Consider the following 12697-nt stretch of genomic DNA (forward strand, 5'->3'; position numbering starts at 1 on the left):
CCGGATCCTCTTCACGACCTTGTTTTGGGTAACATAGAACCTCCCTAGGAACTGAATCTCCCCCTAAAACCTGTTTTAAGTCACATAGAATCCCTTTAAGCGATCATTCACTTAATTCCAGTCCTCAAAATTAAAAAAATCACAATAAAAAACCCTTTCCTTTTGGAAAGAGATGGAATATAATCAAACTGTATTACGAATGATAGTACACTTAGTACAGATTGGGGGCCTCCCGGTATGTTTGAACTGGACATGAGGAGCCGAAAACCTATTTATGAACAGTTGGTGGATAAAATGAAGGAGCTAATTATGAATGAGGTAATCAAGCCAGATGAGCAGCTGCCTTCAGTAAGAACATTAGCAACAGAGCTCACGATAAACCCAAATACGATTCAAAAGGCTTACAGAGAACTCGAGACCCAAGGATTTATTTACTCGGTAAAAGGAAAAGGCAGCTTCGTCAATCCAAACAATCAAATAAAGGACTTAGAGAAAATAGAGACAGTAAAAAAGGAACTTGAAAAACTTGTCATCGAAGCCTTATATCTTGGAATCCCGGCAAGTCAGCTTATCAAATTAATCGAAGAGCTAGACGCATCAAAAGGGGGAGGGGAAAGCAATGATTGAAATGAGAGAGGTTAGCAAGAAATTTGACCGTTTTACCGCGCTGGAAAAGGTCAATTTATCAATCCAAAAAGGCTCGATTTACGGTCTTATCGGGTCAAATGGAGCCGGCAAGACAACATTAATTAAGCTTCTTGCCGGGATATACCGTCAGGATCACGGCGAAGTAACCATTAATAATGAACCAGTCTATGAAAATACCGGCATAAAGCAAAAGGTCTTTTACATACCAGATCAGCCTTATTTTTTCTCGCAATATACAACAAAACAAATGGCCCGTTTTTATAAAAGCTGCTACCCATGCTGGGAAGAAGACCGTTTTCAGAGACTTGCTGAGTTATTTGAAGTGAACCAGAACAAAAAAATCCACACCTTTTCAAAAGGCTGGCAAAGACAAATTGCTTTCATTCTTGCCCTTTCCGCCAATCCGGAGATACTGATTTTAGATGAGCCACTGGACGGACTGGATCCTGTCGTCCGAAAAAAGGTCAAGAACCTATTAATTCATGATGTGGCCGAAAGAGAAATGACAATTCTAATATCATCACATAATCTTCACGAGATAGAAGACATATGCGACTATATCGGAATTATCCATAACGGCACACTGCTTATAGAAAAAGAACTCGATGACCTGAAAGCTGATATTCATAAAATACAGGTGGCCTATAAAGACGGTACTCCTCCAGAAAAGCTGCTTCTAAATCTTAATCCGCTTCATACAGAGAAAAGGGGAAGCGTCTACCTTTTCATTGTCAGAGGCGAAGTAGCAGCCCTCACAAAACAAATCCGTCAAACGAACCCTGTCATTTTTGACTTGCTGCCTCTCACTCTCGAGGAGATCTTTATTTACGAAATGGGGGATATCGGCTATGCCATCAAAAATGTCATGGTTTAATAAAGAAGTAATGCTTCAAATTGGACGAAGTACAGGCTGGGTTTCGGTTGTCTACTTCCTTGGCTTGCTCTTTATCCTTCCCATTCAACTATTAATAATATATTCCGATGAGGATGATAGGCTTTACCAAAATACAGACAATCTCTTTAGCTATAATTTTGAATTTCAAATTGGACTATTTGCTATTGTGCCAATAATTCTGGCAGTGTTCTTATTTCGCTTTCTTCATGCGAAACAAGCAACTGACCTTATGCACAGTCTCCCGTTAAAAAGAACCAGGATTTTTCATTATTATGCTCTGACAGGAATGCTATTTTTAATCATACCTGTCGTTGCCATCACTTTTATTATCCTTCTTATGCATAACACCCTAGACCTAGGCAGCCTGTTTAGTGTAAAGGATATTTTTTACTGGGCTGGCACGACAACTGTAATTACCCTGCTTTTGTACACAGCAGCTGTGTTTATCGCGATGTTGACCGGAATGTCGACCGTTCAGGCTGTCTTAGCGTATGTGTTTCTCTTTTTTCCAGTAGGGATAACGTTACTGATGTTTTATAACTTGAAAATATTACTCTATGGATTTCCCAGCGACTATTTCTTTAGTCGGCAGTTCGAAAAATTGTCCCCGATTACGTATGCGGCTGTCCTTGATAGCAAAAGGTTTCCTTGGAACGATGGGGTGCTTTACATCATCTTGATAATCGTCATGTATGGACTCGCGCTGCTTCTTTATAAAAAAAGAAACCTAGAAACTGCCTCAGAAGCGATTGCCTTTCCAAAATTACGTTCAGTTTTTAAATATGGTGTTACGTTTTGCATGATGCTGCTTGGGGGTTCGTACTTTCATGAAGTTTCCTTTAACAGTAATAGCTGGACCATCTTTGGTTATGCCATTGGGGCTGCTCTTGGCTATTTAGCCGCTGAAATGATTTTGCAAAAAACTTGGAGGGTTTTCGCCCGTGTAAAAGGATTAATCATCTATTTAGCACTTATTGCCGTATTCGGGATAGGTGTTCAAATTCTTGGAATCTATGAAAATAAAATACCAGAAGAGGCTGAAATCAAAAACGTCATTCTAACTGATAATTTCGGTTATTATATGGGCAGTGATGATATTTATTCAGAGTACTATTCGCCGGTGCCAATGAAGGAAAAAGCCAACATCGAAGCAGTTCGGAAGCTTCACAAGCAGATTGTCGCAGATGAAAAAATCAATCAGCAAAGGCAAGACGATCGATCAGTAAATTTCTTTATTCGCTATGAAATGAAAGATGGCAGCTATTTAACTAGGGAATATACCGTAAATGAGCGGCTTTATGAAGACTTTTTCAAGCCTATTTATGAATCAAAGGAATATAAGCTGACGACTAATGAGGTTTTTAAATTAAAGGAAAATAAAATTAAGAAGCTCACTATTGGCGGAAGAGGACCGATTACAAAAGGTGTAACCTTATCGAATCCAGACGAAATTAAAGAAGCGATTGCGGCATTAAGACAAGATGTATTGGCGGAATCCTATGAAGACAGACATTATTTCGAAGGTCAAGGTTCGATGATCGAAGTGTCCCTTGGCAGTGACCACTTTCTAAACTTTGAAATAAAGCCTACTTATCAACACTTTACGAAATGGCTGAAACAAAAGGAATTGTTAAAAGGAACGATGGTAACGGCTGATGATATCACTCATGTCCTTGTTGCTAAAAGAGATACGTCCAAAACGGTCGACCTTGAAAATATAAAAAATGAAGTGGAAAAAAGCGCAGATAAATTCGATGTAACGAATAAGGAACAAATCCAAAAAATGTTAGATAACGCAAGCCCGGACTCGAGTCATGGATACGTGTCTATCTTTTATTATCATTTTGGCGATTATTTTGAGGTCATGTTTTTTGATGAAAAGCATGCTCCGGAATTTGTTAAAGGACATTTTAAATAGGGGAGGCAGCAGTGTGAACTCCGTCGATTTTAATCAAGTGTATTCAACTTACGCGAAGCGCCTGCACGGTCTTGCCTATAAATATACAAAAGACTGGCTTTGGGCGGAAGATATCGTACAGGAATCATTTATTAAAGCCTTTAAAAAAATAGATACAATAGAAGATACTGGAAAATTAGGTGCTTGGCTGTCTGCCATCACTGCCAGAACGGCGATCGACTTTCTAAGGTCAGAAAAAAGAAACAAACGGATACCTGTTGACATCACTGATATAGAACTTATGATGGGAAATGATCATAACGGGATAAACACGGAGGAAGCAGTTGGCATCCGCCTTTTCCAAGAAGACTTAGGCCGTTCAATGGAGCACCTATCTAAAGAATTCCAAGAGGTGCTTATTCTAAAAGTGACCTATGGATTAAAGGAAAATGAAATTGCCAGCCTGCTCGATTTGAAGGCTGCAACCGTGAAGACTCGGCTTTACCGGGCAAGAAAACAACTAAAACAGGTCTTTGCAGTGAAGGAATCCGCATAAGGAAAAAGGGGCATATCCAAAGAAGGATAGCGCCCCTTTTCTGCTTTTAGAAGTTGCCAGATAAAAGCAGTTAAATATTATGGAAATAGTTATATCTCTAGTTTATCATTAAAGAAAATAGGATGAATTCAACGAAGTATGGGTGGGAGTCTGTTGATTCTTTTTGACTATATTATTAATCTCTCAATTTTTTCACTATTGGTAAGCGCTCCATTAGTGATACAGTCAATCTTTAATGATAAGCTGATTAAGCCGGTGCGCCTTTGGGGCGGTTTATATGCCGGATTGGTATCAGTTATTTTAGTTATGTTATCGTTTCAACAGCAAGGATATTCATATGATATACGATATGCTTCGGTTATTTTAACCTTCGCTTACCTGGGCCCGGTGGCAGGCTCGCTTGCAGGGACTTGTGCACTGGCGGCTAGGCTGTTTTCCAGCGGCCATTGGTCACCTGCCATTAGTGGCTGGCTATTCATTTTAATTGTTTTTTTAATTGTACATTTCTTGTTTAAACATTTAACACCAGTGAAAAAATGTATTATCCTATTTGGTTCGTATGTGGCTATATATGTCATCACGGTCCCATTCATTTTTAATGTATTTAGGGATAAACCATCCTTTCATATTACGTATATGTTGTTTGTGATGCTGGGAGTTATCCTTGGAGGACTATTAATCGAGTCCTATATGAAGCTGTATAGAATCATCTCAGAGAAAAAGCAAATGGAGATGACGCTTGCGGCGAGTGAATCCAAATATCGGCTGATTGCTGAGAACACATCAGACTTGATTATGGTGATGAACCAAGATCATAGCATTAGTTATTTTTCACCTTCCCATGTGTTAGTTTTAGGCTACCAAAGTACTGAACTGGAAAAGGTTAAATTATGTAAGTTTATCCACCCGGATGATGTCTGTTTGTTTAAAAATACTTTAAATAGGATGTTTGAAAATAAGGAGTCACACTCGATGGAATTCCGCCTCCGGCATAGAGAAGGAAATTGGATCGAATTTGAGTCTCGTTGTATGCCAGTGGAGGGTGAAAGACAAACCATCGAGCATATTGTTATCATTAGCCGGGATATCTCTGAACGAAAAAAATCGGAAGAAATTCTTCTGCAGTCTGAAAAGTTATCAATTGTTGGAGAGTTAGCGGCCGGAGTGGCCCATGAAATCAGAAATCCTCTTACAACGATAAAAGGGTTTGTTCAGCTTTATAAAAGCGGGATTCAGACCTTTGATTTTAATGAATTGTTATTGAGTGAACTAGAACGGATTGAATCGATTACTACTGAGCTGTTATCATTAGGAAAACCGCAAGCGGTTGAGCTTAATCGGATAAATGTACGGGATTTAATTGAAAATACCCTTGAGCTGATGGCTCCTGAGGCTTTAATGTACGACATTCAAATTCAGCTAAAGGCCGAAGAATCCTCTTATTTTATTACCGGTGAGAAAAATCAATTAAAGCAGGTGTTTCTAAACATACTAAAAAACGCGATGGAAGCCATGAAAGGTGGCGGCGATATTCATATCAGCCTTTCAAAGGGTGCAGCAGGAGATTGCGTTATTTCTGTTCAAGACCAGGGCTGCGGGATTCCTGAAGAACTGCTTCCAAGATTAGGTGAACCATTTTATAGCCTAAAAGAAAAAGGAACAGGCCTCGGCATCATGATCTGCCACAAAATCATCAAACAGCACAACGGCACCATCACCTACACCAGCAAAGAAAATGAAGGAACCCTGGTTGAAATCAAACTGCCGCTGGCAAAATAAGTCGATTTAATTTCTTTATAAAATTGATATAAGGGCTGTGGTTGTTAATGTGTTTAATTTTGTTTGCCTATAATGTTCATCCGGAATATAAGTTGATTCTGGCGGCAAATCGAGATGAGTTTTATAAGCGGCCAACGGCACCGGCTCATTTTTGGGAGGATAGCCCGGAAATTCTTGCCGGAAGGGATTTAGAAAAGATGGGAACGTGGATGGGAGTGACCAGCCGTGGACGTTTTGCCGCATTGACCAATTATCGCAACCCCAAAGAAGTTATGGAGGGAAAACGTTCACGCGGGGAATTGGTGGCAGATGCTCTCAAATACGATGGAAATTTAGAGAACTATATGGCAAAGCTTGCGGAAAACAAGGCGCGGTATCCGGGCTATAACTTACTAGCAGGAAATGCTGATGAACTCTATTATTATTCAAATATTGGGCAGGAGCTGCAAAAGCTAGAGCCTGGTATTTATGGTGTCAGCAATCATTTATTAAATACTGAATGGCCAAAAGTTAAGATTGGTAAGGATGGTTTATCAAAAATTATCGGTGGAAAGCAGGAGGATATGGTTGAAAATCTTTTTATGCTTCTCCAATATTCCGAAGCGGCTCCAGATAAACTACTACCAAACACAGGTGTTCCATTAGATCTTGAAAGAATGCTATCTCCCTTGTTTATCAAAAGCGAGCATTATGGAACTCGAAGCTCTACGATTATGTTAATGTCAGATAAAGAAATACAGTATGTTGAGCGGGTATTCACAAATGGTCAGGTCAATGACCAACACTATACAATTGAGCTTTAAAAAACTAATTAAACGTTTGATTAACTAGGTTTGAACCCTTGGTACACAAGGGTTTTTTGTTTGTAGAAAAACTAATCAAACGTTTGATTAAACGGACTTGAGTCCTTGTCCCTCGCGGGTAAGTACCGTTGCTTCAAAACTAATCAAACGTTTGATTACATTTTTTTTATTGAGATATATGTCCAAAAAATCCTAATGCATATTTAATGCCTTCTTCCACTTCGTTCGTCTCATATCCCTGTAAATCCTCATGCGTAATTTCCAGCTTTGTTCCAGTTAACGAATAACCGCTGTCTAAGTTAATATCAAGCAGCACTTCATACCCCATTGCCGTTTGTGTAATCTCAATAATGTCATAATCGCGCACGGCAGTTCCTGTTTCATATTCCACTGGCTCTAGTTCTGACATAAAAACACCTCCAAATTCATTTCGAACATAGCATATACAAAAAGCAGGTAACATAAACAGATAATATTACATTGTTTTAAATATAAGTAAACAATAGGAGGGAAAGAGCCGATTGCCAATCACTTGGAATGAGGAGGAAGGAATCTTCCATTTATACAATAATAAGTTAAGCTATCTAATTCAGATTGTTCATGGAAAATATCCGGCCCATTTATACTGGGGAGAGCGGGTTCAGGCGTTGCAGCAATCTTCCATCCTCCAATTTAAAGGCAGGGCATTTTCGCCAACAACAGAACCAGGAAACCCTGCATTTTCACTTGATACTCTGCCACAGGAATATCCAGCGTCAAGTAACGGAGATTTCAGGACACCAGGTTACCAGCTCCATACAGCAGATGGGTCTACTGTTACAGAATTCGTCTATGATTCACATGAGATCATTCAAGGAAAACCCAGTCTAAAGGGACTGCCACAAGCATATATCGAAGATAAGTCTGAGGCGGAAACGCTAATTATCACCATGGTAGATTCCATGCTAGGAGTGGGAATGAATCTCCATTATACGATTTACCGCGACCTTGATGTAATTACAAGATCGGTTTCATTTGAACACCTTGGCACCCAGAAAGTTGAAATTCTGAAATGTATGAGCATGTCTGTCGATTTCCACCAATCTGATTGGGACTGGCTTCATCTACATGGCACATGGGGACGCGAGCGTCATATCGAGCGAAAGTCATTAAACCATGGGATTCAATCCATTTCCTCCTCAAGAGGGGCGAGCAGCCACCAGCACAACCCTTTTGTTGCCATACTTTCCAAAAACGCGAACGAGGAGCATGGGGAGGTCTATGGTTTCAGCCTTGTTTACAGTGGGAATTTCCAAGCCTCCATTGAAGTAGACCCTTTTCAAACCACAAGGCTCTCAATCGGAATTAACCCCTTTAATTTTCAGTGGCGATTAAACCCAGGAGATATCTTTCAAACACCAGAGGCATTAATGGTTTACTCATCAAAGGGCCTTGGCGGAATGTCTAGAACGTATCATAAATTATTGCGCACAAGAGTATGCCGCGGCGTGTACCGTGATAAAACACGCCCGATTCTCATCAACAACTGGGAGGCCACCTATTTTCAATTTAACGAAAAAAAGTTAAAGGAAATTGCTGATGCTGGAAAAGAGCTTGGAATTGAACTGTTTGTCCTCGATGACGGCTGGTTTGGGCATCGTGACAATGATAAGACTTCCCTCGGCGATTGGCATGTTTATCAGAAAAAACTGCCTAATGGTCTAGCGGGACTTGCTGATTATGTTACAAAAAAGGGAATGAAATTCGGTCTATGGGTAGAGCCGGAAATGATTTCCCCAGACAGTGATTTATATCGGAAACAACCCGATTGGTGTCTTCATGTGCCAGGACGGAACCGGACACTTTCAAGAAATCAACTAGTCTTAGATTTAAGCAGAGCAGATGTATGCGAATATATAATTGAAACACTCACCAACATCTTCACCAGTGCCCGTATTTCCTATGTAAAATGGGACATGAACCGCAATATGACCGAAGTGGGATCGGCTGCACTTCCACCCGAGAGGCAGATGGAAACAGCCCATCGCTATATGCTTGGGCTGTATCGGATATTGGAAACATTGACAACGAGATTCCCGCATATTTTGTTTGAAAGCTGCTCCGGCGGCGGCGGCCGCTTTGATACAGGCATGCTCTATTACATGCCGCAAACCTGGACGAGTGATAATACAGATGCAGTTGCAAGGTTAAAAATCCAATATGGAACCAGCATCGTCTACCCAGCGATTACAATGGGGGCCCATGTTTCCGATGTCCCAAACCACCAGGTAGGAAGAGTAACTCCATTAACAATGAGATGCCATGTGGCCATGGCCGCCAATTTTGGTTTTGAATTAAATATAGATAAGCTTAGCAGCCTTGATAAAAAGGTAGTTACCGAACAAATCAAACTATACCATCAAATCAAAGATCTCGTTTGCTTTGGCGACCTGTTCAGGCTGTTAAGTCCATTTGAAGGAATGGATACAGCATGGATGTACGTGGCACCAAATAAGGAAGAGGCGGTTGTTTTTTACTACAAAATACTGGCAGAACCGAACCCGCCCTTTATCAGTCTTAAACTGTCCGGACTTCATCCGTCGATGAAGTACAGAATAGACGAAGGATTGAACGAATACTATGGTGATGAGCTAATGAAAATAGGTATCAGACTTCAGCTGATCAAAAATGATTATACTACCTTCATATTTCATCTTAAAGGTTCCTAATCGAATGGAGCGTGGATTCACGCTCCATTTTTATTCGCAATTTTCAGTACTTTTGATAAAATTAATTTGATAAAATGGTGATGGCTTAACGATAAAAGGGGTGAGGGGCAAATGAAAATAGAAGCCTTGAAAAGTGCTAGAGTTAAGGATTTCGTTGTATATTGCAAGAAGCATAGAAAAGAAGTCGATGATTCCTTTTTATATGATGAGCATTTAAAAAGATTTGAGCCGGATTCCGAAAATCCTACATACATTGTGACCGATCAACAAGGGGAGATCAGAGCCGCAGCCTCGCTGATCATAGATGAGTACAATCGAAGAGGCAAAAGGGCGCGTTTTCGTATTTTTCATTCAGAAATCAATGATCAAAAACTCCACTATCAGCTGCTAGAATCACTTATAAAACATACTGGCGGATTATACAAGGTGTTTATTTTTATCCCATTGGCAAATAAACCATTAGCAGAGATGATGGAGAAGCTGGATTTTAAAGTAGAACGGTATGCCTTTCTGCTGGTTCGAGAGGACATGGACATACCTGAAGTCCGTTTGCCAGAAGATTATTTTATTCGAAACTTTGTACCAAATAAAGATGAAGAAATTTGGTGTGAAGTACGAAATGCCGGTTTCGCAACACTTAAAGGAAATGAAACACCTGTCACGCCCGAAATGGTGGCCAAGATGGTTTCAAGCAGTGATTACCTTGAAGGCGGAATGATCCTCCTGTTTCATAAAGAAAAACCTGTCGGTGTCGTAAGGGGAGCGGCAGACGAATACGAAGATGCCCCAATTATGAATATCGGCCCGCTGGCAATTCTTCCGGAATACCAAGGCAAGGGCTTGGGAAGACAGCTATTAAGGGCATCCCTTCACTTTGCTAAAGAAAGCTCCTATAAAAGAACCATCCTTTCCGTCAACGGAGAAAATGAGCGGGCACAGGCTTTATATGTTCAGGAAGGCTTTAAACAAGTTGAAGGAGTATCCTGTTATCAATTTCAATTAGAAAAATGAAGAAGGTGAAGCAATGAAATTTTCCTTTGATCATCTAGTTTGGTTTTCTAAGAAGCCAGAAGAAGCCATTCCTATCCTTAAACAAATGGGAATTCATGCAGCGAATGGCGGCAGGCATGAAAAATGGGGGACCTATAATACGCTGAGCTATTTTGGCTTAAGCTATATCGAGTTTTTAGGGATTGAAAATGAATCGATTGCTGAAAAGCATGATGAAAACCGGTTGATAACCCATATCGTCGAACAATTGCCAAAAGCAAGCGGGGAGGGCCCTGCTAGAATTGCCATTCGGACCGATAGCATTGAAAAATTGGCAATAAAGCTAAAAGCGGATGGGTTTACGGTTTATGGTCCAATCTCGGGAGAAAGAGTTCGAGGAGATGGTGAAATCATTAAATGGTCACTGTTGTTCCCGGAAATCACCGGCAATGAGCTTGCTCTTCCTTTCTTTATTCAATGGGAAAAGTCGGATGAACAGAGAATGTCAGAATTAGACAAACAAGGTTTAATAGGAAATCATAGACTGGGACAACCAAGATTTGCGGATGTCGGTTTTGCCGTACGGGATTTAGAACAAACGATGATTACTTGGGGTCAGATGTTAAATCTTCAGCCTAGTGACGAGTTTATAGACCAACAATTAAATGCTAAATGTAGAAGAATAGAATTGTCTGGAACAAATCTGTTGTTCTGTACGCCTATAGGAGAAGGTTGTGTAGAAAAGGTGTTAAAAGAAAAAGGGGAAACACCATTTATGGTAAACCTCCTTGAAACGAATCAAAACCGCTTTTTTAAAAAACTGGATGGATACTGGAGTTTCAAATAATTAAAAGTGGAAAACCCGCTGAGCCTGAGCCAGCGGGTTTTCTACTTTAATGCAATAATAAAAACGTTTCTCTAATCGATAACATTACATAATGAAACTATTATTTTAGAAATAGGTTTGGTGGTTTTTTAAAAAAATGGAAATCCCTTACTGATATAATTTCTATATAGCATTTCCAAATGAAAACGCTACCAAAATTACAGATAAATCAATAATTTCAGAAATATTTAAATAAATAAAATAATATACTAGACGAAAGTAAAAACATGTACTAGAATACTATTTATAGATTAAGTAGATTGACTAAACAAAAACATTTATAAAATGATATGGTACCATCTCACGATTTGTTTTGTCAGAAAAATCAGATAGGGGGAATCACACATGATGAAGAAAAAGTGGGCAAAGACGTTTATGGCCTCAGCATTATTGGCCGGTGTATTAGCAGGATGTTCCGCTCCAAAGGAAAATGCAGCGGGGGGAAATACAATTAAAGTAGGTGTAAACTTAGAGCTTTCAGGCGGCGTCGCTTCTTACGGTGAGTCACTGAAAAAAGGAATAGATATTGCAGTTGCTGAGATCAACAAAAAAGGCGGAGTAGATGGCAAAAAGCTAGATCTTGTAGAGGTGGATAATAAGTCAGAAGCAGCTGAAGCAACAAACGGCGCAGTGAAACTAACAAGCCAAGACAAAGTAACAGCAATCATTGGAGCAGCAACAAGCGGTGACACAGTGGCGCAGACGCAAATCGCCAATGATACAAAAACAGTTCTTTTAACTCCTTCTGGGACAAGCCCAAATGTAACGGTCACAGATAAAGGGAAATTAAACGATTACGTTTTCCGTACTTCTTTCATTGATCCATTCCAAGGAACAGTAGCAGCTAACTTTGCGGCGAAAGAATTAAAGGTGAAAAATGTAGCTATTTTTGCTGACAGTGCCAGTGACTATGCTAAAGGTTTAGCAGCATCTTTCAAAGAAACATTTGAAAAAGAAGGCGGCAAGATTGTAGCGGAAGAAGCTTATGTTGCGAAGGATACAGACTTCCGTGCTACATTAACTCGTATCAAATCTAAAAATCCGGAGTTCGTCTTTATTCCAGGATATTATGAAGAAGTGGGCTTAATCATTAAGCAGGCTCGTGAACTTGGTCTTAGCGTTCCGTTTATGGGTGCAGATGGCTGGGATTCTCCAAAGCTAGTAGAATTAGCTGGTGCTGATGCATTAAATAACACATTCATTACGAACCACTATTCTTCTGAAGACCCAGATAAGAAGATTCAAGATTTCGTTTCTACCTTCAAAGAAAAGTACAATGGCGAAGCGCCAAATGCGTTCAACGCTCTAGGCTATGATACTGTTTATCTATTAGCAGATGCCATCAAGCGTGCAGGCAGCACGGATACAGCTAAAATCAAAGATGCTTTAGCAAAAACAAAAGACTTATCTCTAGTTACCGGTGTTGTAACAATCGATAAAAATCATAACCCAGTAAAATCAGCAACCGTTTTGGAATATAAAGACGGCAAACAAGTATTTAACACAAAAGTTAATCCTTAAAGAAGCGTGAAAAG

11 protein-coding genes are annotated in these 12697 nt (G+C 39.9%); 10 read left to right on the plus strand and 1 reads right to left on the minus strand.

The features are described 5' to 3' along the window. Window positions 1–237: 237 nt before the first annotated feature. The 6 genes from ACIFOT_RS14460 (at window position 238) to ACIFOT_RS14485 (ending at window position 6578) form a co-directional block, all read left to right on the plus strand. Complete coding sequence (locus ACIFOT_RS14460; protein WP_430065643.1) at window positions 238–627, plus strand: GntR family transcriptional regulator; 390 nt, start codon at window positions 238–240, stop codon at window positions 625–627. After that, window positions 620–1522 (plus strand): ABC transporter ATP-binding protein, encoded by a 903-nt coding sequence (locus tag ACIFOT_RS14465; RefSeq protein WP_430065645.1) that lies wholly within the window; start codon window positions 620–622, stop codon window positions 1520–1522. Before ACIFOT_RS14460 ends, ACIFOT_RS14465 begins: the two co-directional genes overlap by 8 nt. Then, complete coding sequence (locus ACIFOT_RS14470; RefSeq protein WP_430065647.1) at window positions 1497–3461, plus strand: multidrug ABC transporter permease; 1965 nt, start codon at window positions 1497–1499, stop codon at window positions 3459–3461. The genes ACIFOT_RS14465 and ACIFOT_RS14470 overlap by 26 nt, the downstream gene beginning before the upstream one ends. A 13-nt stretch (window positions 3462–3474) precedes the next feature. Next, window positions 3475–3996 carry an RNA polymerase sigma factor gene (locus ACIFOT_RS14475; protein WP_430065649.1) on the plus strand — a complete coding sequence of 174 codons (522 nt, stop codon included), beginning with the start codon at window positions 3475–3477 and terminating at the stop codon, window positions 3994–3996. 153 nt (window positions 3997–4149) lie between these two features. After that, window positions 4150–5775, plus strand: a complete 1626-nt coding sequence (locus tag ACIFOT_RS14480; protein WP_430065651.1) for an ATP-binding protein — start codon at window positions 4150–4152, stop codon at window positions 5773–5775. 47 nt (window positions 5776–5822) lie between these two features. After that, entirely contained in the window at window positions 5823–6578 is a 756-nt protein-coding gene (locus ACIFOT_RS14485) for an NRDE family protein (protein ID WP_430065726.1), read from the plus strand. Window positions 6579–6744: 166 nt separating this feature from the next. On the opposite strand, the gene ACIFOT_RS14490 is transcribed toward ACIFOT_RS14485, so the two are convergent. After that, entirely contained in the window at window positions 6745–6987 is a 243-nt protein-coding gene (locus ACIFOT_RS14490) for a hypothetical protein (protein WP_430065653.1), read from the minus strand. 112 nt (window positions 6988–7099) lie between these two features. Here ACIFOT_RS14490 and ACIFOT_RS14495 point away from each other — a divergent pair, with 112 nt between their 5' ends. From ACIFOT_RS14495 to ACIFOT_RS14510, 4 genes are all read left to right on the plus strand, one after another. Further along, window positions 7100–9286 (plus strand): alpha-galactosidase, encoded by a 2187-nt coding sequence (locus tag ACIFOT_RS14495; RefSeq protein ID WP_430065654.1) that lies wholly within the window; start codon window positions 7100–7102, stop codon window positions 9284–9286. A gap of 111 nt (window positions 9287–9397) precedes the next feature. Then, window positions 9398–10297 (plus strand): GNAT family N-acetyltransferase, encoded by a 900-nt coding sequence (locus tag ACIFOT_RS14500; protein WP_430065656.1) that lies wholly within the window; start codon window positions 9398–9400, stop codon window positions 10295–10297. A 13-nt stretch (window positions 10298–10310) separates the two neighbouring features. Continuing rightward, on the plus strand, window positions 10311–11123 hold the full coding sequence (locus ACIFOT_RS14505; RefSeq protein ID WP_430065658.1) for a VOC family protein: 813 nt from the start codon (window positions 10311–10313) through the stop codon (window positions 11121–11123). A gap of 384 nt (window positions 11124–11507) precedes the next feature. Further along, window positions 11508–12683, plus strand: a complete 1176-nt coding sequence (locus ACIFOT_RS14510) for an ABC transporter substrate-binding protein (RefSeq protein ID WP_430065660.1) — start codon at window positions 11508–11510, stop codon at window positions 12681–12683. Window positions 12684–12697 lie beyond the last annotated feature (14 nt).

This window comes from Neobacillus sp. NRS-1170 (genome assembly GCF_050468025.1).

Excerpts from the sequence above, each read along its gene's own strand:
- ACIFOT_RS14465 (WP_430065645.1), top strand. The coding sequence starts at position 620 with ATGATTGAAATGAGAGAGGTTAGCAAGAAATTTGACCGTTTTACCGCG.
- ACIFOT_RS14485 (WP_430065726.1), top strand. The coding sequence starts at position 5,823 with ATGTGTTTAATTTTGTTTGCCTATAATGTTCATCCGGAATATAAGTTG.
- ACIFOT_RS14500 (WP_430065656.1), top strand. The coding sequence starts at position 9,398 with ATGAAAATAGAAGCCTTGAAAAGTGCTAGAGTTAAGGATTTCGTTGTA.
- ACIFOT_RS14510 (WP_430065660.1), top strand. The coding sequence starts at position 11,508 with ATGATGAAGAAAAAGTGGGCAAAGACGTTTATGGCCTCAGCATTATTG.
- ACIFOT_RS14460 (WP_430065643.1), top strand. The coding sequence starts at position 238 with ATGTTTGAACTGGACATGAGGAGCCGAAAACCTATTTATGAACAGTTG.
- ACIFOT_RS14505 (WP_430065658.1), top strand. The coding sequence starts at position 10,311 with ATGAAATTTTCCTTTGATCATCTAGTTTGGTTTTCTAAGAAGCCAGAA.
- ACIFOT_RS14470 (WP_430065647.1), top strand. The coding sequence starts at position 1,497 with ATGCCATCAAAAATGTCATGGTTTAATAAAGAAGTAATGCTTCAAATT.
- ACIFOT_RS14490 (WP_430065653.1), bottom strand. The coding sequence starts at position 6,987 with ATGTCAGAACTAGAGCCAGTGGAATATGAAACAGGAACTGCCGTGCGC.